A 24,745-nucleotide genomic window follows, 5' to 3' on the forward strand; every position below is an offset into this window, starting at 1 on the left:
AATGGCGCGAGAGGCTGCCGCTGGATTTGTGTCGCGAGCCCGCGCCCTGGCGCGGAGGCTGTCGCGTCATGTCCGCGCGGCGCCGCTGCTGGCAGCCAGCCTGCTGATCGGCTTCACGGCGCCTGCCCGGGCGGCCGATGCTATCCGGGGCGAGGCGACTTTCTCGGCCGGCGGCGGCTTTGCCCGTCTCGTGATCAAGCTCGGGGAGGACGTCCCCTCCGAGGTGACGACGGCCGGCTCCATTCTCGTCATCCGCTTCGACCGGGCGGTCGACGTTCCGGTCGACCGTGTCCCGGAAGGTGCGCCCGACTACGTCAACTCCGCCCGCCGCGATCCCGACGGCGGCGCCATCCGCCTGTCGCTGGCGCGGCGCGTCACCGTCAACACCATGAATGCCGGCGAGCGAACCTTCATCGACCTCTTGCCGGAGGGTTGGAAGGGACCACCGCCGAGCCTCCCGATGGACGTGGTCAAGGAACTCGCCGAGCGCGCGCGCGTCGCCGAACGCGCGCTGCGCGCCCAGCGCGCCGCGGCGGAGAGCAAGAAGCGTCCGCAGATCCGCGTGCGCGCCTCGGTGCAGCCGACCTTCGTCCGCTTCGTGTTCGAGATGCCCGACGGCGTCGGTGTGTCCTCCGTGCTCAACGAGCAGAAGCTCACGCTCGCCTTTAACGCCAACCTCAATTTCGATCTGGCGGACGCGGTCGTCGCAGCGCCGCCGAACGTCGCCTCGATCAAGCAGAAGGCCGACATCGACCAGACCAGTGTCGAGATCGCACTGATCGGCGATTCCGACGTGCATTCGTTCCGCGACGAGAAGAACTACGTCGTCGACATCTCCTTCCAACCGGACAAGGGCAAGATGGCCAATTCGGCCGAGGCTGCGATCGCGCAGGCCAAGCCCGCGGCGCATGGACCGGCGCCTGTCCCCGAAAAGCCCGCGGCCGAGAAGCCGAAGGATGCGCAGCGCGAGATCGCGCCGCCGACGTCCGAGACGATCGCGCGCGAAGCCAGGATCGACGTCAAGCCCGAGGTGAAGGCGGAAGCGCCCGCCGCCATGCCGCCCTCTGAAGCGCCGAAATCGGTGCCCGCTCCTGCGGCCGAAGCTGCGCACGTTGCGCAAGCGCCCAAGGAAGCGGTCAAGGAAGCGCCCAAGGAAGTTTCAAAGACCGTCGCGCCAGTTGCAGAAACTGCGGTCGCGCCTGCCAAGCCGGCCATGGCCGAAGCGCCGCAAGAGGTCGTGAAGGAAGCTGCCAAAGAGCCGGTCAAGGAGCCGGTCAAGGCTGCTCCAGCAGAGGCGCCTGCGGCGCCGCAGCCGCCTGCTGTCAGCGTCGATGTGCGCCGCGACAGCGACGGCCTGCGGGTGACCTTCCCGCTTCAGGTCGCAACGCCTGCGGCGGCGTTCCGCCGTGGCGACACCGTCTGGCTGGTGTTCGATACGGCGAAGCCGATCGACGTCGAGGCGATCCGCACCAAGGGCGGTGCGATGATCGGGGAAGTCGGCCGCGTCCCGCTCGAGAAGGGACAGGCGGTGCGTATCCGTCTCACCCGGCCCCTTGTCTATTCGCTGTCGAGCGAGGAGGTCGGCAAGCAGACCAACTGGCTCTTGACCCTCGCCGACAAGATCCAGGCGACGCCGCTGCCGCTGATGATCTCGCGCAACATCACCGACCCGGCGCTTGCCAACATCGCGATCCCCTTCGCCAATCCGGGGCTCCTGCACAAGCTCACCGATCCCGATGCCGGCGACACGCTCTATGTCATCACCGCGCAGCGGCCGGTGCGCGGCTTCATCAAGCGGCAGGACCTCGTTGATCTCGCGCTGCTGGAATCCGCACATGGCATCGCGATCCGGCCGAATTCCGACGATGTCGGCGTCGAGGTCGGGGCCGACAAGGTCATCCTCGGCAAGAAGGGGGGGCTGACGCTGTCGCCGGTCGACATCTCGGCCGAGCGTGCGCCGACCGCAGTGCGCCCCGTCTTCAGCCCCGAAGGCTGGCGCAAGGGCCAGTCGGAAAATTTCATAGCGCGCCAGAACGAGCTGATCACCGCGATCTCCAACGTCGAGCCGGCGATGCGTTCGCTGCCGCGGCTCGACCTTGCCCAATTCTACATGTCGCGCGCGATGTATCACGAGGCCAAGGCCGTCACCGAATTGATGCTGGCCGATCCCCTCAACAAGGAGGAGAGCAGTGCGCTGATCATGCATGCGATCGCGAGCATCCTGATCGGCCGGCCGGCGCAGGGCCTGAAGGACCTCGCCAATCCCGTGATCGGCAACAGCCACGATTCCCAGCTCTGGAAGGCGCTTGCCTATGCGCGCCAGGGCAAATGGGCGGACGCGCGCGAGAAGTTCAAGAACGTCGAATTCGCCATCGCGTCGCTGCCGCTCGACATCCAGCGCATCGTGACGATGGAAGCGATGCGCGCTTCGCTCGAGGTGAAGGACTATGCCGGCGCCTCCAAGCGCCGCAGCGAGCTCGAGGTGGTCGGCGTCTCGCCCGAGGCCGCGCCCGGCTTCGCCGTGCTGCGCGGCAGGCTCGCCGAGGCGCTCGGCCACGACAAGGATGCGCTCGACGACTACAAATTCGCGGTCGGCTCGTCCGACCGGCCGGCTGCGGCCGAGGCCAAGCAGCTCGAGGTCGCGCTGCGACAGAAGCGCGACGAGATCGGCAAGGAAGACGCGTTGCGCGAGCTCGAAACGCTCGCGATGACCTGGCGCGGCGACTCGATCGAGGTCAAGACGCTCCAGATGCTGTCGCAAATGTTTGCCGAGAACGGGCGCTACCGGGATGCGCTCACCGCGGCGCGTACCGCGACAAAGCTGCAGCCGAACGCGGACGCCTCGCGCCAGGCGCAGGACCTCGCCTCCGACCTGTTCACGCAGATCTTCCTGGGACCCAAGGGCGACGAGCTGCCGCCGATCGAAGCGCTCGGGATGTTCTACGAGTTCCGCGAACTGACCCCGATCGGCCGCCGCGGCGACGAACTGATCCGACGCCTCTCCGACCGTCTCGCCTCGATCGATCTGCTCGACCAAGCCGCCGAGCTCCTGCAATACCAGGTCGACCATCGCCTCGAAGGCGCGGCGCGTGCGCAAGTCGCCGCGCGCCTCTCCATGATCTATCTCGCCAACCGCAGACCCGACATGGCGATCACGGCGTTGCGCGCGAGCCGTATCAGCGACCTCTCAGGCGAACTCAGGCAGCAACGCCTGCTGCTGGAGGCGCGTGCGCAGAGCGACGTCGGCCGCCACGATCTCGCGCTCGACATCGTCTCCAACGTTACGGGGCGCGAGGTGCTGCGCCTGCGATCCGACATCTTCTGGGCGGCGCGGCGCTGGCGCGAATCCGCCGAGCAGATCGAGCTCTATTACGGCGAGCGCTTTCGCGACTTCAAACCGCTCAACGCGGTGGAGAAAAGCGACATCATCCGCGCAGCCGTCGGTTATGCGCTCGCCGACGACTCGATCGGCGTGTCGCGCTTCCGCGAGAAATATGCGCCGCTGATGAGCGAGAGCGCCGATCGGCTCGCCTTCGACATCGCGAGCAAACCGACCGGCGCCTCCAGCGCGGAGTTTGCCGATATCGCCAAGCTGGCTGCCAGCGTCGACACGCTCGACGGCTTCCTGCGCGAGATGAAGCAGCGCTTCCCCGACGCCACTGCACGCGCGCCGGCCTCTCCGCAGGCCAAGGACGAGTCCGACCACACCGGCTCGCTGCCCACGATTCCCGTCGTGCGGCAGATCAAGATGACGCGGTAGGATCGCTGCTCCTTCTGGAGCCTCGCGACAGGTGCCCGCTGAGCAAGCTCCTGGCAGTGACGGGCAGGGGCCCGAGACTATCGCTCAGGGGCGCGTACTCATAAACACGAACAATCCGCGCAGAGGTGGCCGCCCGTTCAGTCTTCGAGACCGGACATGGCCCGTTTGCCTTTGCTAATCGGCTGAGGGCTCCAGGCCCATTGTGAGAAACACCTTAGGGCGTAGAAACAGGGAAGCAGCTAAGGGCCAGCAAGCGATCTTAACGGGCTCAGTTGAGTTTTACCCGCACCTGATAAATTGCCGAGCCCAAGGTCGAGGCAAGCACTAGCACGAGACCAAGCCCGATCATGGGGTTCCTTGCGATCACTGCCGCAAGCGATACCCCCAGTGCCGCGGCCAACATCTGCCAGAAACCCAAAAGGGCCGAGGCAGCACCGGCGCGATCGCCGAATGGCGAAAGAGCTTGCGCGCTGCAGAGCGGATTGACCATGCCCATGCCTAGCAGGAATACGCATGCGCCGACAAGAAATGGCAAAAAGCGCCCGTCGAAAAGCGCGAATACCAACACCATGCCGCCACCGACACAGGCCAGCGCGAGGCCGATGCAAATCGATCGGTCGAGACCAAGGTGCGGAACAATTTTTGTAGCGATAATGCCAGCGCTAAAGACGATCATGACAGTGCCTGCGAAGAACAGGCCGAGTTGCATGGGTGTGAAGTCGAGGCCTTCTATCAAGACACGCGGCAACGCCGAAAACATTGCAAACAGCGCACCTAAGATGAGGCTGACAGTTGCGGCAGGAACCAAGAAACGGCGGTCAGTCGATAGCGACCAGTAATTCTTGGCGATCGTCGAGAAATCGAACTCGGCGCGTGGCGCGTGGTGCGTTTCTCCGAAAGCCGCAAGAAATGCTGAAGCGGCGACCACGGCGAAGATCCCGACGAACACAAATGCTGAACGCCAGCCAAAAAAATGATCCAGCGCGCCACCGACCAGGGGCGAGAATCCGGGCGCCGCTGCCATCGCGACCATAACGAAGGTGAGCACGCGCGCTAGCTTTTCGCCCTGAAAAAGATCTCTTGCGATAGCTCGCGAAAGCACAGACGTGGCACATGCGCCACCGGCCTGCACAACGCGACCGATCAATAGTGCCGCCAAATCATTGGCTAACGCGCACCATATGCTACCTGCGAAAAATACAGCAAACCCGATCATCACGGGTATGCGCCGGCCGAAACGATCCGACAACGGACCGACAACAAGTTGTCCGACCGCGAACATTGCGAGGAATATGGTGATAGCTGACGTTACCTGAGCGCTGGAGACGCCAACCGCGACGGCGATACTCGGGAGCGAAGGCAACAGAATGTTGGTGGCCAACGTGCCACTCGCAGACAACGCAGCAAGAACCGCGACCTGAAGACCAAGCGGCACGACTCGAGCGAGCGGACGGTTTTCGGCGTTGCTGGTCATAAGCCGCTTCGGATCAATGAATGATAACCATCATATCAATGGCCCATTGAATGCGCAACCTGAGCATATTCCGGTATGTCACGAACCGCCGAACGCGCTCACGGTGGCAGCCTTTCCGCCTTGCGCTGGTAAGCTGAAGTGTCGGCTTACAAGCCTTGGGTCAGAGGGGATGGGGGCGGCGGTGACCGCTCCCCAGGCCGGCTACCCCCCGTAACTCTGCACCAGGCTCCCTGCCACCAGCGACCAGCCGTCGACCAGCACGAAGAAGATCAGCTTGAACGGCAGCGAGATGGTCGCGGGCGGCAGCATCATCATGCCCATCGACATCAGCACGGACGCGACGACGAGGTCGATGATCAGGAAGGGGAGAAACAGCAGAAACCCGATCTCGAAGGCACGCTTCAGTTCCGAGATCATGAAGGCGGGGACGAGGATGCGTAAGCCGAGCTCGTCGGGAGTGGCGGGAGGCGGCTCGCCGGACAGATCCAGGAACAGCTTGAGGTCCTTCTCGCGCACGTTCTTCTGCATGAAGCCGCGCAGGGGGACGGAGGCGCGCTGAAGCGCGTCCTCGACGCCGAGCTGATTGGCGACCAGCGGACGGATGCCTTCGTCGTAGGATTTTTGCAGGACGGGCCCCATCACGAAGAAGGTGAGGAACATCGCCAGCGCGATGATGACCGAGTTCGGCGGGGCGGTCGCGGTGCCCATCGCGGTGCGCAGCAGCGACAGCACGACCACGATGCGCGTGAACGACGTCATCATGATCAGGATCGACGGTGCGATCGACAGCACCGTCAGCAGCGCGATCAGCTGGATCGCGCGCTCGGTGACGCCGCCACCGCCAGCGCCGCCGCCGCCGAGATTGATGCTGATGTCCTGCGCATGCGCCGGCATCGCGAGCGAAGCCGCGCCGATCAGGACAGAAAGAAAAAAAACTCTACGCGGGAGGGCCGGCAGCCTCACGAAGACGGCTTCGGACGGCCGAGCAACGAGGCCATCTCGTCTTCGAGATTTTCAAAGCTGGTCTTTTCCGGAGCCGGCTTTGCGGAAGGGGCCGGTGGTGCCGACGGCTCGCTGCGGGCCACACGCGGAGGAGCGGCCGGGGGCTCCGGGGCGACCGGAGGGGCAAGCGTCTCGCCGGCGGGGCGGCGCAGCGCAGCTTCGAGCCGCTGGGCCATCTCGGCGAGATTCTGCTCGGCGCTCGATGGCGCCGCCGGAGCGGGCGCCGGCGGCGGAACGGGTGGAGCCTGCGGCATGGGCGGAGGTGGCGCGGCTTGGCGCTCGGCGCGCACTGGAGGCGCCTTCATCGGCTCGCTCTGGCGCGGCGGACGCGGCATCAGAGGGGGTTCGTTGCGCGCAACGCGCGGCGGAATAGGTTCTGGACGCAGCTCGCGCTCGGGGCGCGGCGCGATCGGCTCGGACGCGAAGCCTGCGAGTGGGGGCTCGTTGCGGCGTTCCGCCAGCGCGGGAGCCGGCCGGCGCACTTCGTCGGCAAAGGAGGGGCGCGTGGGCCGCGGTGGCGGCTCGGGCATTTGCGGTTCGGGATGATCGAGCAGCTCGGGCCGCGGTGCTTCGTCGGCCCAGCTGCTGGTATCATGCATCGGCGCGAGACGCGGCGGCTCGGCCGCATTGGGGCGCTGCGGGAGCTGGTCGCGGCCGGGCGCTGCGCGCACGATGTTGGGTTCGACGACGATGTCGGTGGGGCCGCCGATCATCAGAAGATGCTCGACATTGTCACGCCGGACCAGCACCAGACGGCGGCGGCCGTCGACCGCGGCGGCATCGATCACGGCGAGCCGGGGCATCCGGCCGCGCTGGGTGTTGGCGCCGAGCCGGCTGGTGGCGAATCGGCGAACCAGCCATGCAGCGACGCCGATCAACGCCAGAACGACGATGAACGCGACGATGAAGGTGATAGGGCTGCCTTGCATACTTGTCCCCGACAAATGGCGCTTTTCTCGGGCCAGTGGTCAGATGCGCCAACCACCGGCTTACGTTACTCCAAACTGCGATTTCTTAACGTCCCACGGCAAGTTTTGCCGTCCCCAACTCTTAATAACCCATGAATCGCTCGATCCAAAACGACTTCTTGGCCTGTGCATGCGCCGCCAAGCGGTTGGGTTAATGCCGCTTTTGGAGGCGTAGAATCACGGGGTACACGCATCGGTGTCCCGGCGGGGGACAACTGCCTGCGATCTCCTTAACCAGCTGTTAACCATACAGGCGGCAAATTCTGCCTAGCTTCGGACCATGGGTCCTGCGAGGCGGAAGGAGCCGCAACGATGTCCATCAACGATCTTCCGGTGCTCTCGGCGCTTCGCACCAAGATGCAGTGGCACCAGGAGCGCCAGCGCGTCCTGTCCGAGAACGTCTCCAATTCCGACACGCCCAAATTCCGGCCGCGCGACCTGGTCGAGCCGAAGCTGGACAAAGCCGGCGCCGTCACGGGTTCGATGGGGCCCTTGAAGCTCACCCGCACCAGCGGTTCCCACATGGCGCCGTCAGGCGCGGCCTCCGGATTCGACCAGAACAGGAATGCGGGTTTTGAGACCCGCCCCGCGGGCAACGCCGTCAATCTCGAAGAGGAGATGATGAAGGCCGCCAGCAACCAGATGGATTATGCGGCGGCGACCTCGCTGTATTCGAAGAGCCTGCACCTGCTCAAGACCGCGATCGGCAAAGGCTAGAGCTAGAGGAAGCGCATCATGGCGAATGACAGCAGTGACTTTGCCCGCTCGATGGCGATCGCGACCTCCGGTCTGCGGGCGCAGGCCGGGCGCATGCGGGTGATCTCGGAGAACATCGCAAATGCGGATTCGACGGCGCCGACCGCCGGCGGCGATCCTTACCGGCGCAAGGTGCCGACCTTCTCCTCTGCGCTCGACCGTACACTCGACGCGCAGGTCGTCACCCTCGGCAGGATCAAGCCCGACCAGTCCAATTTCCGTACCAAATACGAGCCGAACAATCCGGCGGCGGATGCGACCGGCAACGTCAAATATCCCAACGTGAACTCGGTGGTCGAGATGACCGACATGCGCGACGCGCAGCGGTCGTACGAGGCCAATCTCAACATCATCAGCGCGACGCGCCGGATGATCCAGCGCACCCTCGACATCCTCAAGAGCTGAACAGGACATCTGAACCATGGCAACACCGACAATTGCCGCCAACGCCTATGCAAACCTCGCTCGCGTGCTGGAGAACAGCGGTGCCGGCAAGGGCAGCGAGCCGAACGGGCAGTCCTTCGCCTCTCTTCTGAAAGACACTGTCGGCAGCGTCCTGGAGTCCGGCCGCAAATCCGATGCGCAGACGGTGGCGATGGCCGCGGGCAAGGCTAACGTGATGGACGTGGTGACGGCGGTCGCAGACACCGACGTCGCCGTGTCCACACTGGTCTCGGTCCGCGACCGCGTGATCGCGGCCTATGAAGACATCATGAAGATGCCGATCTGATTTTTGGCGCTCGCGCCCGCCCCAACCGTCATTGCGAGCGCAGCGAAGCAATCCAGAATCCTTCCGCGGTGGCAGTCTGCACTGCTTCGCTACGCTCGCAATGACGGGGGATAGACCTTCGCATCGCTCGCAAGAGCGATGGGAGGCGAGGAATAAGACAAAGGAACTGCGAAATGACCGGACCGGAAACCCTCGACGTCGCGCGTGATGCGATCTGGACCATCGTGATCGTGTCGTCGCCACTGATGGTGGTCGGCCTCGTGGTCGGCGTCGTCGTGTCGCTGTTCCAGGCGCTGACGCAGATCCAGGAGCAGACGCTGATCTACGTGCCGAAGATCCTGGCCATCTTTGCCACAATGCTGTTGGCCTTGCCGTTCATGGCCGACGCACTGCATTCCCACATGCTGCGGATATCGTCGCGAATCATCGGCGGCTGAGGCACAATGCGCCCGTCATGCGCATCGACGTCTCGCTGCTGCCGGCGCTTGCCGCCTCCTTCATGCTCGCCTTTGCCCGGGTCGGCGCGATGGTGATGCTGTTGCCGGGCCTGGGCGAGACCAATATCCCGACGCGGATCAAACTGTCGATCGCGCTGCTGCTCACGCTGATCATCCTGCCGCTGCATCGCAACGCCTATCAGGTCGATATGGGCTCGATCGCGCCGCTGCTGGTCCTGATGCTGCATGAGATCGTGATCGGCATCGTGCTGGGGGCGACCGCGCGGGTGACGTTATCGGCGCTGCAGGTTGCCGGTGCCGTGATCGCGCAGCAGATGGGGCTCGGCTTCGTCACTTCGGTCGATCCGACACAGGGACAGCAGGGCGTGCTCGTTGGCAACTTCCTGACGATCCTGGGGGTGACACTGCTGTTCGCCACCGACAGCCATCATCTGGTGATCGCGGCGCTGAACGACAGCTACACGATCTTCGCGCCGGGCGAGACCGTGTCGAGCGGCGATGTCGCCGCGCTGGCGACGCGCGCCTTTGCCGCCGCGTTCCGCCTGGGCTTGCAACTTTCCGGACCATTCCTGGTGTTCGGCCTCGTCTTCAACATCGGGCTCGGCGTGCTGGCGCGGCTGATGCCGCAGATGCAGGTCTATTTCGTCGGCGTGCCACTCTCGATCTTCGCCGGCTTCCTGGTGCTCGCCGTCGTGCTCACGGCGATGATGGGGACCTTTCTCGACTATTTCATCGGTGTCATGCACCAGATGATGCCCCTCAAGTGACCGGGTGATCGATGGCGGAAGACAACGATCCAGAGAGTCAAACAGAAGACCCGACGCAAAAACGTCTCGAAGAGGCGCTCGAACGCGGTGACGTCGCCAAGAGTCAGGAGATCAACACCTGGTTCATGATCGCGGGCGCCACGCTCGTGGTTTCGAGCTTCTCGGGATCGGTCGGCAGCGGGCTGTTGGCGCCGATGCGCAACCTGCTCGCCAATTCCTGGATGATCAAGACCGACGGCAGGGCGCTGCTCGCCCTGATGCAGCAGATCGAAGTCGCTGTGCTCGCGGCAATGGGCGTGCCGCTGCTGATGCTGGTGCTGGCGGCAATTGCCGGCAACATGCTGCAGCACCGCCTGGTCTGGTCGGCCGAATCCCTCAAGCCCAAATTCAGCAAGCTGTCGCCTGCCGAAGGCCTCAAGCGCATATTCGGCAAGCAAGCGGCGGCGAACTTCCTCAAGGGTCTCGGCAAGCTGATCGTGCTCGGCGCGGTCATGACCACGATCCTGTGGCCGGAACGGCATCGCATGGAGGCGATGGTCAGGCTCGATCCGGCCGCCCTGCTCGGCGCCTCCACCAGCCTGACCATTCATCTGCTCGGCGCGGTGGTCGCGGCGCTCGCGATCATCGCCATTGGCGACTATTTCTTCCAGTATCGCAGCTGGTTCCAGCGGCAAAAGATGTCGCTCCAGGAGATCAAGGAAGAGTTCAAGCAGTCCGAAGGCGACCCGCACATCAAAGGCAAGCTCAGGCAGCTGCGCCAGCAGCGCTCGAAGAAGCGCATGATGGCGGCGGTTCCCAAGGCTTCCGTGATCATCACCAACCCGACCCACTATTCGATCGCGCTGTCCTACGAGCGCGGTATGTCGGCCCCGATCTGCGTCGCCAAGGGCGTCGACAACCTCGCTTTCAAGATCCGGGAGATCGCGCGCGAGCACGATATCCCGATCGTCGAGAACGTGCCGCTCGCCCGCGGGCTCTATGCCACCGTCGAGATCGACGAGGAAATCCCGACCGAGCACTACCATGCGGTCGCCGAAGTCATCGGCTACGTCATGCGTCTGAAGAGCGGATTTGGTGCCAGCCGGCAATAAAACCCCTGAAAAGTACTGGAAATGGCCGTAATCTGGGAATCAGCGTACCTTTCGCCCCTGCTGCCCTTGCGCCTGCGGGTCCGATTCAGGCAGGGAGGACCCTGCGCGCCCTGTAGCGCGTTGATTCTCTGCCGACAGGCTGTGCCAGCTTGAGATGACTGCCGAGACCGACCACGACCTCACACGCGAGCCCGTTGCGGCGCACGAGCCGTCGCCGCGCTCGGGCAGCATTGCGCTGGTGCTGCTGGTGGCCGCCGGCCTCGTCGCCGTTGCCGTCGGCTTGATGACGCTCGGGCGCGCGCAGGCCCAGCCCTATATCCTCGGCATCCTCGCCGTGCTGGCGATGGTCGGCCTCTTCAACCTGTTCGCCTTCGCCGCCGGCATCATCCGCTTCGTCGACCGCAATCTCGACGATCCCGTGATGGGGCGCATCGCCGACCACGCCTTCGACGGCCTCGCCGTCACCGACCCGCGCGGCCATGTGGTCTATTCCAATGCGGCCTATCTGACGCTGACCGGCGCCGCCGGCCCGCAGGACGTGCGCCCCGTGGAGCGCGTCTTCATCGGCAACCCCGACGTCTCCGAGGCGGTGTTCCGCCTGTTGAAAGCCGCGCGCGAAGGCAAGCGGCAGCAGGAAGAGGTGCGCATCTCCGGCAATGACGGCAGCCAGGGCCGCTGGCTGCGCATGCGGGTGCGGCCCCTCGGCACCGGCAAGCGCGAGACGAGATACGCGGTGTGGTCGATCGCCGACATCACCCGCGACCGCGAGCGCCAGGAGGACGTGTTCCAGGAACTCCAGCACGCGATCGAATATCTCGATCACGCGCCTTGCGGTTTCTTCTCGGTCAATCCGGCCGGCGAGCTCGCTTATGTCAATGCGACGCTGGCGAACTGGCTCGACTACGACCTTGCCGAGATCGGCTCGGGCGGGCTGAAGCTCACCGACATCGTCTCCGGCGACGGCGCTTCGCTGTTGACGGCGATTGTGGCAGTGCCGGGCGAGGTGAAGACGGAAGTCTTCGACATCGACCTGCGCATGCGTACCGGCAAGACCATGCCGGTGCGGCTCTATCACAAGCTCGCCTTTGGCGCCGACGGCGCGCCGGGCCCGTCGCGCACGCTGGTGATCAGCCGTGCCCGCGACGAGCGCAGCGATCCCGACCGCGCCGCCGAAGTGCGCTTCATGCGCTTCTTCGACCATACCCCGATGGCGATCGCGACGGTCGACCGCGGCGGCAATGTCGTGCGCGCCAATGCGCGCTACGCCAAGCTGGGGCAGGCACTGGGGCTCGACAGCGCCAGCAAGTCGATCTTCCGCGCGGTCAATTCGCGCGACCGGCATCTTTTGATCGCGGCCATCAACCAGGCCGCGGAGGGCCAGGCCGACGTCGCGCCGGTCGAAGTGGCGCTCGAAGGAACCAGAGAGCGGTGGGGCCAGTTCTTCGTCACGCCGGTGGATGCGGCCGAGAACGACGCCGAAGTCGCCATCGTGCACATGCTCGAGACCACCGAGCGGCGCGCGCTGGAGAACCAGATCAACCAGTCGCAGAAGATGGAGACTGTCGGCCAGCTCGCCGGCGGCATCGCCCACGACTTCAACAACGTGCTCTCCGCCATCATGATGGCGAACGATTTCCTGCTGAACGCGCACAAGCCGACCGACCCGTCGTTCCAGGACATCATGCAGATCAAGCAGAACGCGACGCGGGCCGCCACGCTGGTGCGGCAGTTGCTGGCGTTCTCGCGCCGGCAGACACTGCGGCCGCAGGTGCTCGACCTCGGCGATGCGCTCTCCGATCTCGCCATGCTGCTGCGTCGCCTGATCGGCGAGAAGGTCAAGCACGAGACCATCCACGGCCGCGATCTCTGGCCGGTCAAGGTCGACGTCTCCCAGTTCGAGCAGGTCATCGTCAACCTCGCGGTCAACGCGCGCGATGCCATGCCCGACGGCGGCAAGCTGATCATCCGCACCGCCAACGTCACCACCGAGGAAGCGGCCAGGCTGGCCTACAAGGGCATGCCGGCCGCCGACTATGTGCGGATCGAGGTCGCCGATACCGGTACCGGCATTCCCGCCGACATCCGCGACAAGATCTTCGAGCCGTTCTTCTCGACCAAGGAGGTCGGAAAGGGCACCGGCCTCGGGCTCTCCACCGTCTACGGCATCGTCAAGCAGACCGGCGGATTCATTTACGTGGACTCCGAGCCGGGGCAGGGCACCTCCTTCCACATCTTCCTGCCGCGCCATCATGCCGAGCCGGAGGTGCAGGTCGAGCAGCCGGCGCCGGTCGTTGGCACCAGCAATGGTGCAGCGAAGGAGGCGGCGTCCGCAGCCGACGCCAAGCCCCGCACCGATCTCACCGGACAGGGCACCATCCTCCTGGTCGAGGACGAGGAGGGTCTGCGCGCTCTCAACGCACGCGGGCTGCGCTCGCGCGGCTACACCGTGGTCGAGGCCGAGAACGGCGTCGAGGCGCTCGAGGTGCTGGAAGAGCAGAGCGGCGGAATCGATCTCGTCGTGTCCGACGTCGTGATGCCGGAGATGGACGGCCCGACGCTGCTCAAGGCGATGCGCGAGAAAAACCCCGACATCAAGTTCATCTTCGTTTCCGGCTACGCCGAAGACGCATTCGAGAAGAGCCTGCCCGAAGGCCAGCAGTTCGACTTCCTGCCCAAGCCGTTCACGCTCAGCCAGCTCGTGGCGGCCGTGAAGGAGACGATGGCGAAGGCGGGGTAAGGGCCTCAACGCGATGACGACGGAAAAGCGGAATTTGCTGTCGCAAAAGCGACGGTAACCCGCGACCGCGGCTCCTTCGCACACGCGGCCAAGCTGCCGCCAAAGATGGGCTTTTGCCACATCCCCGCGACTGAGGGCCGCAGCCATAAGTTCCGATAGTGGCTTCCTTTTTACGGAAGGCTGCCCATCTTAGGGGCACGTCCCCATGCCGGGGATCTGGGAAACCAACATGAATTTCTCGCAACGCTCCCGCAGTCTCTTCAAGACGATTGCCGTCGTGCTGGCGCTTGCGCTGCCGACTGCGCTGGCGATCTCGTCCGCCGACGCGCGCGTCGGTGGCGGTATGTCGTCGGGTTCGCGCGGTTCGCGCACCTATTCGGCCCCGCCGTCGACCACGACCGCGCCGGGCTCGACCTCGCAGTTCAATCGGACCTACACCCAGCCGGGCGCAGGCATGAATTCGGCTGCCGCCGCACCTGCGCGCGGCGGCCTGTTCGGCCGCGGCGGCGGTTTCCTGGGCGGCCTTGCGGCCGGGTTCCTCGGCGCGGGCCTGCTCGGCATGCTGTTCGGCGGTGGCCTGTTCGGCGGGCTCGGCGGCCTGTCGTCGATCATCGGCCTGATCATCCAGATCGTGCTCGTGGTGGTCGTGGTTCGGCTGGCGATGTCTTGGTGGCAGCGCCGCCACACCCCGCAGGCGGCCTATGCCAACGCTGACGCCGGTGCCGGTCCGGGACCGCAGGCGAACAATCGTAGTGGCCTTGGTGGCGGTCTTGGCGGCGGCTTCGGCTTCGGTGCCAACAACGCGCCGCTCGAGATCAAGCCGGACGACTATGAAGCGTTCGAGCGCCTGCTCGGCGATGTCCAGACCGCGTGGTCGAATGAGGACGTGGCCAAGCTGCACACGCTGGCGACGCCGGAAATGGTCTCCTATTTCGAGCAGGACCTTGGCCAGAACCGCGCGCGCAATGTCGTCAACAAGGTCAGCGGCGTGAAGCTGCTGCAGGGCGACCTCGCGGAAGCCTGGCGCGAAGGCGAGACCGATTACGCAACGGTGGCGCTGCGCTTCGCGCTCACCGACAAGACGCTCGATCGCAATACCGGCGCAATTGTCGCCGGCAGCGAGCAGCCGGGCGAGGCCACCGAAGTCTGGACCTTTGCCCGACGTCCGGGCGGCGCCTGGGAATTGTCGGCGATCCAGCAGACCAACTGATCGCAGGCGACATGAATAACAAAGGCGCCGTGCTTCTTGCACGGCGCCTTTTCTTTTGGGCGTCTCGCATCGCGGCATCGGAATAAGTGGGCCTGCGTCGGGTTGAAATCTGGCGGCCAACGACAACACAAAGGGAGGACAGGATGATCCGCATTGAGAGAACCGTGACGATTTCAGGCCTCGCGCTCGCTGCGGCCTTGCTGGCGGCGCCATCGGCGCAGGCGCAATCGGCCGGCATGACGTTCTTCGTCACCTCCAACGGGCCGGGCAAGGGCGCCGATCTCGGCGGTCTGGAGGGGGCCGATGCGCAGTGCCAGAAGCTGGCCCAGGCAGGCGGCGCCGGCAGCAAAACCTGGCGCGCCTATCTCTCCACGCAGGCGGCCGACGGCAAGCCGGCCGTCAACGCGCGCGACCGCATCGGCAAGGGACCGTGGCAGAACGCCAAGGGTGCTGTGATCGCCAAGGACGTTGCCGACCTGCACGGGGCGGCCAACAACCTCACCAAGCAGACCGCGCTCAGCGAGAAGGGCGAGGTCATCAACGGCCGCGGCGACACGCCGAACCGGCACGACATCCTCACGGGTTCGCAAGCCGACGGCAGCGCATTTCCCGCGGGCGACGACAAAACCTGCAAGAACTGGACGTCGAGCACGCAAGGCGCGGCGGTCGTCGGCCACGCCGACCGTCAAGGCCTGCGCGATGACGAGCCGTCGAAATCGTGGAACAGCTCGCATCCCACGCGCGGTCCCGACGGCGGCTGCTCGCAGGCCGATCTGAAGAGCACCGGCGGCGACGGCCTGCTATATTGCTTCGCGTCGAATTGAGACTTCCGTCATTGCGAGGAGCGCAGCGACGAAGCAATCCAGAGTCCCTCCAGGGTGACAGTCTGGATTGCTTCGCTGCGCTCGCAATGACGGAGCGTGTGGTGCCGCCGTTCCGCCCCACCCTGACGGAACCTTGTCGCGCGTGATAAATTGGTCCTGTCGCTTCCACGCTCACGGACCCCTTCCATGAAATACGAGCTCTATTATTGGCCCGAGATCCAGGGCCGCGGTGAATATGTGCGGCTGGCGCTGGAGGAGGCGGGCGCGGCTTACGTCGACGTGGCGCGTGGCCCACGCGGCACAGCTGCGATGATGAAGATGATGGACGCGCACAAGGGCACGCCGCCCTTTGCGCCGCCGTTCCTCAAAGCCGGCAAGCTCGTCATCGGCCAGACCGCGAACATCCTGCTCTATCTCGGCGCCCGCCACGCCCTCGCCCCGAAGTCGGAGGCGGGTCAACTCTGGGTGCATCAGCTCCAGCTGACGATCACCGATTTCGTGGTCGAGATTCACGACACCCATCACCCGCTCGGGCCTTCGCTCTACTACGAAGATCAGAAACCGCCGGCAAAGAAGCGCACCGCCGACTTCTGGGGCGAGCGCGTGCCGAAATATCTCGGCTATTTCGAGCAGCTCCTTCAGGACAATGGCGGCGCCTATGTCACCGGCCGCAATCTGACCTATGTCGATCTCTCGCTGTTCCAGCTCGTCGCGGGACTACGCTATGCGTTTCCGATGCGGATGAAGGCGTTCGAGGCCGATATCCCGGGCCTCGTCGGCCTGCACGAGCGCGTCGCGACGCGGCCGAACATCAAGGCCTATCTCGAAAGCCGCCGCCGCATTGCCTTCAACGAGCAGGGCATCTTCCGCCGCTACCGCGAATTGGATGGTTAGCCGGTCCGGAGGTGCCGAGGGGGTGTTGCGCGCTCACCATACGCCAGGAAACAGGCGATAGCGCACGCGCGTCACATAGTCGGCATAGCCCGGCAGGCCCTCGCGCAGCGTGCGCTCCTCGATGCGAATGCGGATGGCAAACAATAGGAGGAACAGCGGCACCATCATAAGTCCCCACCATGAGCCCAGAAGCAGCGGCACGCCGGCGAAGAACAGGATCATGCCGCTGTACATGGGATGGCGTACATGGGCATAAGGTCCCGTCGAGATCACGCGCTGCGCGCGCTCGGCTTGCAGCTTCACCACGGGTGCCGCAAACGAGTTCTCGCGGAAGACCCAGAGGATGAACAGCGTCGAGAGCAGGAACAGGGCGAGGCCGAGCATCTGCAGCGTCATCGGCATGTCGGAGGATAGCGTACGCCGATCGAGCCCCATCGCCGCCAGCCAGACCAGCATCGCGACGACGAAGACGGTCATGAACACCTTGTCGGCAGCGGGCTGATCCTTTTGCAGGACCGGCCGCAGGCGTTCGGCGAGCAGTGCGGGGTCGACCCGGTAAAGCCACCAGCCGCCGAGCGGGCCGAGCAGGGCGGAGGTCGCGAGTAACACCCAGGCCGAAGGCCAATGCAGGGTCCCGGCGGACGCGAACAGCAGCGCGCCCATGGCGGCCGTGGTGATCGTGCTCTGCAACAGTAGTCTTGCGATCATGCGCAGGTCTCAGGGTAGCCGCGCACGATATTGGTACCGCTATCCGGCGAAGATGCGGCCGGACACGCGAAAAGCCCGATCGACCGGATCGGGCATTTCATCTTCGACGCGGCCAATCAGGCGAGCTGATCGATCCGCGTACCCTGACCCGGCGGCAGCGGCGCGGGCGGCGGCGGCTTATAGGTCGGGTCGTTGTCCTTGGTCTTGATCTGATCGTCCTGCTGCTTGGTCGTGTCGTAGCTCGGCACCACGATCGCGATCGGCGGCGGCGCAACGGTAGAAACGCTCATCCACAAATCCTCACATATGGAAACAATTGACCCTGCGCCGCGAGGAGCGAAATTTCCTTCAAGCCAATCGTTAAAATGCGAGGGATCCGGTGCGGTGGGATGCGCTCTCGGACCTCTCCTCGTCATTGCGAGGAGCCCTTGCGACGAAGCAATCCAGTCTGTCACCGCAGAGACAGCCTGGATTGCTTCGCTTCGCTCGCAATGACGGAGTGCGTGGAAAAAGCGGGGTCGCCCCGCCTATTCGTCCTTGCCGCGCGTGATCGCGATGGACGCATCCGTCTTGGTGCGGGTGCATTCCATGTTGAGACGCCGGTAACGCATGCTGATCTTGTCGCCGCGCAAGAGCCCCATCCGCTTCAGGCACCGTGTCGCGCCCGTCGTCGTATCGTCCTTGGTCACGGTGAAGACGATCGCCGCCATCGACCCCACCAGCGCAAAGAACTCCGGCTTGGGCTTGCGATCGCCCTTGGCATAGAGCTCGATCGAATATTTGTCGCCACGGCAAGCCACGGACAATTCCTTGGCCGCGGGGTGCGTCAGGTAGACCACGTTGGCGGCGCGGAAATTCACCTTGAGACGATCGACCTGGTTCGCCAGCTCCTTGGCGCTGTCATCGCAGCGGTCCGCGCGGGCCGGAGAGGCGAGGGTCACAAGGCCGGTGATGGCGGCGACGACCAGGATCGCGCCGCGGACGTGCAAGTTCAATGTCATGATGAAAAGCCCCTTAGCGGGCGCATTCAATCGTCGTCCCGCGCGTAGCGCAAGGGGTGCACCCAGGGTCTTCACTGGCATCATGAGGGCCTGGTGTCCGCCGACAGCCGCCGAAAATAGCTCCCATGCGCCGAATCGGGATGCCCGACCGCACCAGAGCGCCTTCCCTTTGCGGCAAAAAAGCTTAGAACGCTTCTATGAAAGGGGCCCATGCGAGGGCCCCAAAACCCTGAGATTCCAGCCCATGAACGCTCCCACCGCCTTCCCCGACCCCGCAAAGCCCGTTCCGCCTTACAAGCACACGCCGCTGTTTCCGCTGGGCAAGGACGAGACGCCCTACAAGAAGATCACAGCCGAGGGCGTGCGGGTCGAGAAGGTGCTGGGGAAAGACATGCTGGTGGTGTCGCGTGAGGCGTTGCGGGCCCTGTCGGAAGCGGCCTTTGGCGACATCAACCACTATCTGCGGCCGGGTCATCTGAAGCAGCTCCGCGCGATCCTGGAGGATGGCGAGGCGAGCCCGAACGACAAGTTCGTCGCGCTGGACTTCCTCAAGAACGCCAACATCGCCGCCGGCGGCGTGCTGCCGATGTGCCAGGACACCGGCACCGCGATCATCATGGGCAAGAAGGGCTGCAACGTCATCACCGATGGTGACGACGAGGCGGCGCTGTCGGAAGGGGCGCGCGATGCTTACCTGCGCCGCAATCTGCGCTACTCGCAGGTCGCGCCCTTGTCGATGTACGAGGAGAAGAACACCGCCAACAACATGCCGGCGCAGTGCGAGATCTACGCCGAAGGCGATGACGCCTACAAGTTCATGTTCATGGCAAAGGGCGGCGGCAGCGCCAACAAGAGCTTCCTGTTCCAGGCCACGCCCTCGGTGCTGACCAAGGACCGGCTGCTCGCCTTCCTGAAGGAGAAGGTCTTGACGCTGGGCACCGCGGCGTGCCCGCCTTATCACCTCGCCATCGTGATCGGCGGCACTTCGGCCGAGCTCTGCATGAAGACGGTGAAGCTGGCGTCGGCTCGCTATCTGGACGCGCTGCCGACCCACGGCTCGCCCGACGGCAACGCGTTTCGCGATATCGAGATGGAGCAGGAAATCCTGAAGATGACGCAGTCGCTCGGCGTCGGCGCGCAGTTCGGCGGAAAATATTTCTGCCACGACGTGCGCGTGATCCGCATGCCGCGTCACGGTGCCTCGCTGCCGATCGGGCTCGGCGTGTCATGCTCGGCCGATCGCCAGGTGCTCGGCAAGATCACCAAGGACGGCGTCTATCTCGAAGAGCTCGAGCACAACCCGGCGCAGTATCTGCCTGAGGTCGAGCAGTCGCTCGGCGGCGAGGTCGTCAAGATCGACCTCAACCAGCCGATGAAGGATATCCTGGCCACGTTCTCGAAGTACCCGACCAAGACGCGGGTCTCGATGACCGGCACCATGATCGTTGCGCGCGATTCCGCGCATGCCAAGCTGCGCGAGCGGCTCGACAAGGGCGAGCCGCTGCCGGACTATTTCAAGAACCATCCCGTCTATTACGCGGGCCCCGCCAAGACGCCCGAGGGCTACGCCTCCGGTGCGTTCGGCCCGACCACTGCTGGTCGCATGGACTCCTTTGTCGATCAGTTCCAGGCCGCCGGCGGCTCGATGGTGATGGTCGCCAAGGGCAACCGGGCGCCGGCCGTGCGTGAGGCCTGCAAGAAATATGGCGGCTTCTATCTCGGCTCGATCGGCGGCGCCGCGGCGAACCTCGCCGAGCACTGCATCAAGAAGGTCGAGGTGCTCGAATATCCCGAGCTCGGCATGGAAGCGATCTGGCGCATCGAGGTCGTCGACTTCCCGGCGTTCATCATCATCGACGACAAGGGCAATGACTTCTTCAAGGAGCTGAATCTGGGCTAGCTGCCTCACTCGCACCTGCGTGCGAGTGATTGTGCATGCATCCCACCACGATCGTCATGCCCGGGCTTGTCCCGGGCATCCACGTTCTTGGTGCGGCGAGGAAGACGTGGATGGCCTGGACAAACCCGGCCATGACGATGCGGATGCCTTGGCGTGCTAACTGCAATTCGTGACCTGGTTGGAGCACAGCCCGCGCCACCAGCCGCGAACGCCGTCCTGGCTCTCGACCAGACCCCAGAGACCGCTACACGCAAGGATGCGCTTCGGCCCGCCATCGGTGTCGATCGGGCCGCCGAGCTCGCGCTGGGCCGGCATCCACTTCGCATCGATGAACGGCGCCTGGAACAGGCCGCCCATGCGCGTTGCACCATTCGCGTAGGACGCGCCGACCTTGTTGGAGGCGACCCAGCCGCGTCCGGCATAGGACTTTGGCGCGCTGCGCGGATATTTCTTGTCGTCCTCGTAGTCCTTGCCCGGCGGCTTGGCGCCTTCGATCAGAAACCAGCCGCTCTTGAAGCCGATGATGCGGAATTCGGTGAGCCAGCCGCCATCGGGCGTGTTCTCGCTGCTGCCGAGCTTGAGCCGGTAGGGCGGCGGAAGCGTGCCGAGCACACGCGCCTTGATCGATGGTTCGGCACGCACGTTGAGGCCGTCAGGATCCTTGTCGACGGACCAGGCACCGAGATCGCAGGGCTCGGTGCCGTCGGGGAGCGTTGAGCGCTTGGCGGCGAGATCGGCGTGCAGCTTTGCGAAATCAGTGTCGTCGTTTTCGGGATCGGGCCCGCTGCGCGGCTTCAATTCGGCCGAGACTGCGCGCGTCGCATCCGGCGTCAGCGCGACCACGAGAGCCTGGCGCGCGACGAACACGCTTGCAGGTGACTTCGGATCGTTCGACGAGGCCGCATAGACGGCGAGGTAGCCGGTCGAACCTTCGGTTCGATAGGCCGTGCCGGCGACATAGCCTGCCGGTAGCATGGCGAGCGCGCTTGCCCGCCACGCCGGTTCGGCATCGTCCGCGCGCGCCGCTTGTGTCGCGACACACAGGATCGTCGCCGCGATGAGACCGAGCGCGCGCACGGTTGCCGCGTGGCTTAGGCGCGCGTGCCGGTGAACGGGAAGCTGCCCATCGGGCCGATGCCCATCTCCCCGCTCATGCTGTCGCCGGAGACGGTTCCGATGAATTCGAGGGTCAACGGCATCGGATTGGTGATCGAGACCTTCCAGTTGACCGCATCGCCGCTGACGGTGCCGTCGAAAATCTCGGCTGTATCGCCTTCCGCACCCTGCGTCCCCGTGAGCGTGCCGCCGGCAGCCGTCAGGCTCAGCGTCGCCTTACGCTCGCCCATGGGTGTCGTCAGGGTCAGAGTCCAGTTGCCGTCGACGGCCATTCGCGTCTCCCAAGATCCCGGCGGACCGCGACGATCCGCGGACCAGTCCCGGCCGAGCGTATAGCGCAACTCGCCGCCCGCGCCTAACGCTCCGTTGGAGGCATTCAGGCGCGGGCGGCGGCGCGCCGTCGGCTGGTGACGATGAGACGGAGCACGACATATTGCACGGCAAAGGCGAGGATCTTGGCGCCGCCCGCGACCACCGTGATGTAGAACGCCCACAGCTTCAGATCGCCTGTGGAAGCGACGGCGATCATGCCGGCGCCGATCACGAACATCAGCGCGGCCCAGGCATAACCTGCAGCCGTCACATATTCCGGAACGGTCTCGGCGACGATCGGCGGCATGTAGCGCAGCATCCAGCCGCGCTTGAGCATGATGGCGCCGATCGCGAAATGCGCGATCGAGGGCTTTGCGAGCATGAAGCGGGGATCGTTGGTCAGCAGCGTGACCGTGCCGAGCACGACGACGAGCGCGACGCTCGCATAGGTCATGTAATTGAGCTGCTGCCCCTTGACGCGCGCGTAGATCACCTGCGCGATCGCTCCGGCAATCGCCACCGACGTTGCCAGGACGACGTTGTCGGTAACGAGATAGATGACCAGGAAGACGATGGCGGAGAAGAGGTCGGAGGCGAGGCGGGCGAATACGTCCTTCATCGTCGATCCTGTTCAGCGGGAGTTGGGCATTGCGCTGGCCGGCGCACCGTACTTGATCTGACGATATTCGGGATACCACTTTGTGAAGTAGATCGCGCTGTTGCGGGCGGCGAAGGCGACCGCAAGGCTCGACCAGAGCGGCAGGCCGGGGACATAGAGCAGCACGAGATTGGCGGCCGCCATCAGCAGCGCAGCCGCGGTCCAAGCGCCGGTAATGACGTAATTGGCATAGTGGAAGCCGGGCATTGCCGCGATCTCGGCCGGCACGGATTCGAGCGCGTATTGCAGCGTGAAGGGACGGCGGACCAGCATCGAGCCCAGCGAGATGACGAAGATCCCGATGTCGACCGACAGCTTGACACCGAGCGTGCCGAGCGCCGGGTCGAACAGTGCGAGGTGGAGGCCGATTGCGGCGAATAGCAGTGCCGAGCCCACGGCCAGGATCTTCACCGAGCGGCCGCGCACGACATCGATCGCGACGGTAGCGAGACAGATTGCCGAGGCTACGAAGACGCTGATCGTGGCAGATGTCATCAGCATCAGGAAGGTGAAAGCGCCGTAGGGCGCGAGGATCAGGAAAATCGCCATGGTCCGCCTGGGTCAAGCCTTATCTTTACGATGTAAAGATCAATAAGTCAGGAGCGAGCCGGGGTCAAGTAGAATCTTTACAGTGTCAAAATGACGTAAGCGACTTCTAAAAATTGAAGTGTTGCAACGACTTGGTCGGCCACCCGGTCGATGAATCCGGCCCAGGGCAGGTGCGACAGCACAGGTAACGCACAGGCGATCGAGAGGACGAGGGCGAGCAAGATGCCGCCGTTGAAGATGGTTTGGCCGCTCCGCCGCGGCCGGATCATCTGGAGCGTGATGCCAGCGCAGATCAGGAACAGGATCAGGACGGCGAGGCGGTCCGCGGTGATCGAGGGCATATGCATGAGAGACCTCTTTGGTCACATCCGCGATGACGAGGAACAGCTACTGCGCGCCGACCCAACTGCCGTGAAAACCGTCGGGCACGCGATGGCCGAGCTGCACCAGCGCGACGGGGCCGGCCTCGACATCCTTGGCGTTGAACACGGCGAGGTCGCTGCGGTTCTCCCGCGCGCGCCAGACCACCGCCAGCAGCCAGCCGTCGCCTTCCGCCGCATCCTTCGACCGCTCGACGAACACCGGTTCGGAGATGGTGTCGCCGGCCGGCAGCAGATAATGGCCGAGGCGTTTTCCATTGCCATCGACGTGGACGACGCCGGACAGCGCGCCGAACATCGGCAGCTTCGGATTGGCGCAGGCGTACCAGCCGTGACGGCTCTTCAATCCGGCGCGGCGCTCGTCGATGCGCGGGAATTCGCCGGTGAGATCGTCGAGATAGGTCTGCTGGAAGCGGTCTGTATTTCCCGAGAGATCGAAGCTCCAGCGGCAATGACGCGCAAACGATTTCTTGGGATTGGTGGGCCTGCCGTCGGGATGCGTAAATAGTGGTGCTTCCTCGAACTGCATGACGTCCGCGATGATGCGGTCACCGTCCTCCCACGCATTCATGACGTGGAAGACGTAGCAGGCTTCAGCACGAAACCAGACGATGTCCTTCGCGCTCCCCTTGCGCTTGATCACGCCGACATAGGCGCCCTTGTCCGGCTCCCAGGCATAGGGCGGCCGCCCGCTCATCGCGCGCTCCATGCTGCCGGTGAGCGGCAAGATCGGAAACAGCAGGTGGTTTTCCGTGACGATGAAGTCGTGCACCATGCTGGCATAGGGCGCCTCGAATCGTTCGAAGCGCGTCGCCTTGCCGGACGCATCGATTGATCCGTAGGAGAGGGCGGGCGTCAGCGGTCCCGCGGCATTGTAGCCGAAGAACACCAGCTCGCCGGTCACAGGATCGATCTTCGGATGCGCGGTGAAGGTGCCGGCGATGCGGCCCTGATAATTGTGATAGCCGCGCGTCGCCAGCGTACCGGGCTCAATCTCGGTCGGCAGATGCAACTCCTCCAGCGCAAGCAGCTTGCCGGCATGGAAGATGATGTTGGTATTTGCAACGCCGCCGTCGGTCAGGTTCGTTGGGGCATCCGGCAGCTTGCGGCCGAAGCCGCCGAACAACGCGCGGCCGGCATCGTGCTCGGCCAGCCATTTCGGCGTCCGGACCCACCGATTGCGATGGCTGGCGCGGCCGTTCTCGAGGCGAAAGGCGTGCAGCATGCCGTCGCCGACGAACCAGTGCGCGCCAGGCGAGTCAAACTGCGGATTGGGGCCGTTGCGATAGAGCGTGCCGTTCAGCTCGCGGGGCAATTCACCGACGATTTTCAGGAAGGGCGCGTCGGCTTCGAACGGGATCGGACCGAGGTTGTGGCGGCGTTCGGCAACGGCGTCCTGCTGCACGGCATATCCTTCCTTATCTTTACATCGTAAAGATCAAATAGCCGT

General features: G+C 64.7%; 24 protein-coding genes. 12 read left to right on the forward strand and 12 right to left on the reverse strand.

Features of this window, described 5'->3' with window-relative positions; all coding sequences use genetic code 11:
* Nucleotide 1: 1 nt before the first annotated feature.
* Nucleotides 2-3,760, forward strand: a complete 3,759-nt coding sequence (locus AC0L3C_RS04370; RefSeq protein WP_473407274.1) for a tetratricopeptide repeat protein — start codon at nt 2-4, stop codon at nt 3,758-3,760.
* 268 nt (nt 3,761-4,028) lie between these two features.
* Here AC0L3C_RS04370 and AC0L3C_RS04375 read toward each other — a convergent pair whose 3' ends face one another.
* From AC0L3C_RS04375 to AC0L3C_RS04385, 3 genes are all read right to left on the reverse strand, one after another.
* Nucleotides 4,029-5,234 (reverse strand): multidrug effflux MFS transporter, encoded by a 1,206-nt coding sequence (locus AC0L3C_RS04375; protein ID WP_473407275.1) that lies wholly within the window; start codon nt 5,232-5,234, stop codon nt 4,029-4,031.
* A gap of 201 nt (nt 5,235-5,435) precedes the next feature.
* On the reverse strand, nt 5,436-6,197 hold the full coding sequence (gene fliP, locus AC0L3C_RS04380) for a flagellar type III secretion system pore protein FliP (RefSeq protein ID WP_007612290.1): 762 nt from the start codon (nt 6,195-6,197) through the stop codon (nt 5,436-5,438).
* The gene (locus AC0L3C_RS04385; protein ID WP_473259255.1) at nt 6,194-7,165 is read right to left on the reverse strand and encodes a flagellar biosynthetic protein FliO; all 972 of its coding nucleotides are present in this window, start codon (nt 7,163-7,165) and stop codon (nt 6,194-6,196) included. The genes fliP and AC0L3C_RS04385 overlap by 4 nt, the downstream gene beginning before the upstream one ends.
* Before the next feature lie 351 nt (nt 7,166-7,516).
* On the opposite strand from AC0L3C_RS04385, the gene flgB reads away from it, so the two are divergent.
* The 10 genes from flgB to AC0L3C_RS04435 all read left to right on the forward strand — a co-directional run bounded on the left by flgB (nt 7,517) and on the right by AC0L3C_RS04435 (nt 16,671).
* On the forward strand, nt 7,517-7,921 hold the full coding sequence (gene flgB / locus AC0L3C_RS04390) for a flagellar basal body rod protein FlgB (RefSeq protein WP_473259253.1): 405 nt from the start codon (nt 7,517-7,519) through the stop codon (nt 7,919-7,921).
* Nucleotides 7,922-7,939: 18 nt separating this feature from the next.
* On the forward strand, nt 7,940-8,365 hold the full coding sequence (gene flgC / locus AC0L3C_RS04395) for a flagellar basal body rod protein FlgC (RefSeq protein ID WP_106944403.1): 426 nt from the start codon (nt 7,940-7,942) through the stop codon (nt 8,363-8,365).
* 16 nt (nt 8,366-8,381) lie between these two features.
* Nucleotides 8,382-8,690, forward strand: coding sequence for a flagellar hook-basal body complex protein FliE (gene fliE, locus AC0L3C_RS04400; protein ID WP_473407276.1), 309 nt, complete (start codon nt 8,382-8,384; stop codon nt 8,688-8,690).
* 173 nt (nt 8,691-8,863) lie between these two features.
* Nucleotides 8,864-9,127: a flagellar biosynthesis protein FliQ gene (fliQ, locus tag AC0L3C_RS04405; protein WP_007612284.1), complete on the forward strand. Its 264-nt coding sequence runs from the start codon at nt 8,864-8,866 to the stop codon at nt 9,125-9,127.
* 17 nt (nt 9,128-9,144) lie between these two features.
* The gene (gene fliR / locus AC0L3C_RS04410) at nt 9,145-9,915 is read left to right on the forward strand and encodes a flagellar biosynthetic protein FliR (RefSeq protein ID WP_007612283.1); all 771 of its coding nucleotides are present in this window, start codon (nt 9,145-9,147) and stop codon (nt 9,913-9,915) included.
* Nucleotides 9,916-9,926: 11 nt separating this feature from the next.
* The gene (flhB, locus tag AC0L3C_RS04415; RefSeq protein WP_473407277.1) at nt 9,927-11,006 is read left to right on the forward strand and encodes a flagellar biosynthesis protein FlhB; all 1,080 of its coding nucleotides are present in this window, start codon (nt 9,927-9,929) and stop codon (nt 11,004-11,006) included.
* Between the two features lie 154 nt (nt 11,007-11,160).
* On the forward strand, nt 11,161-13,743 hold the full coding sequence (cckA, locus tag AC0L3C_RS04420; protein ID WP_473282027.1) for a cell cycle histidine kinase CckA: 2,583 nt from the start codon (nt 11,161-11,163) through the stop codon (nt 13,741-13,743).
* A 205-nt stretch (nt 13,744-13,948) separates the two neighbouring features.
* The gene (locus AC0L3C_RS04425; RefSeq protein WP_473259246.1) at nt 13,949-14,953 is read left to right on the forward strand and encodes a Tim44 domain-containing protein; all 1,005 of its coding nucleotides are present in this window, start codon (nt 13,949-13,951) and stop codon (nt 14,951-14,953) included.
* Nucleotides 14,954-15,096: 143 nt separating this feature from the next.
* Nucleotides 15,097-15,777 carry a lectin gene (locus AC0L3C_RS04430; protein WP_473407278.1) on the forward strand — a complete coding sequence of 227 codons (681 nt, stop codon included), beginning with the start codon at nt 15,097-15,099 and terminating at the stop codon, nt 15,775-15,777.
* 186 nt (nt 15,778-15,963) lie between these two features.
* Entirely contained in the window at nt 15,964-16,671 is a 708-nt protein-coding gene (locus AC0L3C_RS04435) for a glutathione S-transferase (protein ID WP_473282019.1), read from the forward strand.
* 33 nt (nt 16,672-16,704) lie between these two features.
* On the opposite strand, the gene AC0L3C_RS04440 is transcribed toward AC0L3C_RS04435, so the two are convergent.
* The 3 genes from AC0L3C_RS04440 to AC0L3C_RS04450 form a co-directional block, all read right to left on the reverse strand.
* A complete protein-coding gene (locus AC0L3C_RS04440) occupies nt 16,705-17,379 on the reverse strand; it encodes a methyltransferase family protein (protein ID WP_473407279.1) in 675 nt (224 codons plus the stop codon).
* 116 nt (nt 17,380-17,495) lie between these two features.
* Nucleotides 17,496-17,669: a hypothetical protein gene (locus tag AC0L3C_RS04445; RefSeq protein WP_473259226.1), complete on the reverse strand. Its 174-nt coding sequence runs from the start codon at nt 17,667-17,669 to the stop codon at nt 17,496-17,498.
* Nucleotides 17,670-17,906: 237 nt separating this feature from the next.
* Nucleotides 17,907-18,380, reverse strand: a complete 474-nt coding sequence (locus tag AC0L3C_RS04450) for a hypothetical protein (RefSeq protein WP_473259223.1) — start codon at nt 18,378-18,380, stop codon at nt 17,907-17,909.
* 244 nt (nt 18,381-18,624) lie between these two features.
* On the opposite strand from AC0L3C_RS04450, the gene AC0L3C_RS04455 reads away from it, so the two are divergent.
* Nucleotides 18,625-20,280: a fumarate hydratase gene (locus AC0L3C_RS04455; protein ID WP_473407280.1), complete on the forward strand. Its 1,656-nt coding sequence runs from the start codon at nt 18,625-18,627 to the stop codon at nt 20,278-20,280.
* Nucleotides 20,281-20,436: 156 nt separating this feature from the next.
* Here the strand turns inward: AC0L3C_RS04455 and AC0L3C_RS04460 are convergent, their stop codons facing one another.
* From AC0L3C_RS04460 to AC0L3C_RS04485, 6 genes are all read right to left on the reverse strand, one after another.
* Nucleotides 20,437-21,357, reverse strand: a complete 921-nt coding sequence (locus AC0L3C_RS04460; protein ID WP_473407281.1) for an SH3 domain-containing protein — start codon at nt 21,355-21,357, stop codon at nt 20,437-20,439.
* Nucleotides 21,358-21,371: 14 nt separating this feature from the next.
* The gene (locus AC0L3C_RS04465; RefSeq protein ID WP_007602176.1) at nt 21,372-21,668 is read right to left on the reverse strand and encodes a hypothetical protein; all 297 of its coding nucleotides are present in this window, start codon (nt 21,666-21,668) and stop codon (nt 21,372-21,374) included.
* Between the two features lie 104 nt (nt 21,669-21,772).
* Entirely contained in the window at nt 21,773-22,327 is a 555-nt protein-coding gene (locus AC0L3C_RS04470; protein WP_473259215.1) for an inner membrane-spanning protein YciB, read from the reverse strand.
* A 12-nt stretch (nt 22,328-22,339) separates the two neighbouring features.
* Nucleotides 22,340-22,915 (reverse strand): hypothetical protein, encoded by a 576-nt coding sequence (locus tag AC0L3C_RS04475; RefSeq protein ID WP_473259213.1) that lies wholly within the window; start codon nt 22,913-22,915, stop codon nt 22,340-22,342.
* 77 nt (nt 22,916-22,992) lie between these two features.
* Nucleotides 22,993-23,262: a hypothetical protein gene (locus tag AC0L3C_RS04480; RefSeq protein ID WP_473282013.1), complete on the reverse strand. Its 270-nt coding sequence runs from the start codon at nt 23,260-23,262 to the stop codon at nt 22,993-22,995.
* 40 nt (nt 23,263-23,302) lie between these two features.
* A complete protein-coding gene (locus AC0L3C_RS04485) occupies nt 23,303-24,700 on the reverse strand; it encodes a carotenoid oxygenase family protein (RefSeq protein ID WP_473407282.1) in 1,398 nt (465 codons plus the stop codon).
* Between the last annotated feature and the right edge of the window lie 45 nt (nt 24,701-24,745).

It is taken from the genome of Bradyrhizobium sp. WSM4872, assembly GCF_055811715.1.

Coding starts and splice junctions, on each gene's coding strand:
- AC0L3C_RS04370 (WP_473407274.1), top strand. CDS start 2: ATGGCGCGAGAGGCTGCCGCTGGATTTGTGTCGCGAGCCCGCGCCCTG.
- AC0L3C_RS04375 (WP_473407275.1), bottom strand. CDS start 5,234: ATGACCAGCAACGCCGAAAACCGTCCGCTCGCTCGAGTCGTGCCGCTT.
- AC0L3C_RS04385 (WP_473259255.1), bottom strand. CDS start 7,165: ATGCAAGGCAGCCCTATCACCTTCATCGTCGCGTTCATCGTCGTTCTG.
- flgB (WP_473259253.1), top strand. CDS start 7,517: ATGTCCATCAACGATCTTCCGGTGCTCTCGGCGCTTCGCACCAAGATG.
- flgC (WP_106944403.1), top strand. CDS start 7,940: ATGGCGAATGACAGCAGTGACTTTGCCCGCTCGATGGCGATCGCGACC.
- fliE (WP_473407276.1), top strand. CDS start 8,382: ATGGCAACACCGACAATTGCCGCCAACGCCTATGCAAACCTCGCTCGC.
- fliQ (WP_007612284.1), top strand. CDS start 8,864: ATGACCGGACCGGAAACCCTCGACGTCGCGCGTGATGCGATCTGGACC.
- fliR (WP_007612283.1), top strand. CDS start 9,145: ATGCGCATCGACGTCTCGCTGCTGCCGGCGCTTGCCGCCTCCTTCATG.
- flhB (WP_473407277.1), top strand. CDS start 9,927: ATGGCGGAAGACAACGATCCAGAGAGTCAAACAGAAGACCCGACGCAA.
- cckA (WP_473282027.1), top strand. CDS start 11,161: ATGACTGCCGAGACCGACCACGACCTCACACGCGAGCCCGTTGCGGCG.
- AC0L3C_RS04425 (WP_473259246.1), top strand. CDS start 13,949: ATGCCGGGGATCTGGGAAACCAACATGAATTTCTCGCAACGCTCCCGC.
- AC0L3C_RS04430 (WP_473407278.1), top strand. CDS start 15,097: ATGATCCGCATTGAGAGAACCGTGACGATTTCAGGCCTCGCGCTCGCT.
- AC0L3C_RS04435 (WP_473282019.1), top strand. CDS start 15,964: ATGAAATACGAGCTCTATTATTGGCCCGAGATCCAGGGCCGCGGTGAA.
- AC0L3C_RS04440 (WP_473407279.1), bottom strand. CDS start 17,379: ATGATCGCAAGACTACTGTTGCAGAGCACGATCACCACGGCCGCCATG.
- AC0L3C_RS04445 (WP_473259226.1), bottom strand. CDS start 17,669: ATGAGCGTTTCTACCGTTGCGCCGCCGCCGATCGCGATCGTGGTGCCG.
- AC0L3C_RS04450 (WP_473259223.1), bottom strand. CDS start 18,380: ATGACATTGAACTTGCACGTCCGCGGCGCGATCCTGGTCGTCGCCGCC.
- AC0L3C_RS04455 (WP_473407280.1), top strand. CDS start 18,625: ATGAACGCTCCCACCGCCTTCCCCGACCCCGCAAAGCCCGTTCCGCCT.
- AC0L3C_RS04465 (WP_007602176.1), bottom strand. CDS start 21,668: ATGGCCGTCGACGGCAACTGGACTCTGACCCTGACGACACCCATGGGC.
- AC0L3C_RS04470 (WP_473259215.1), bottom strand. CDS start 22,327: ATGAAGGACGTATTCGCCCGCCTCGCCTCCGACCTCTTCTCCGCCATC.
- AC0L3C_RS04475 (WP_473259213.1), bottom strand. CDS start 22,915: ATGGCGATTTTCCTGATCCTCGCGCCCTACGGCGCTTTCACCTTCCTG.
- AC0L3C_RS04480 (WP_473282013.1), bottom strand. CDS start 23,262: ATGCATATGCCCTCGATCACCGCGGACCGCCTCGCCGTCCTGATCCTG.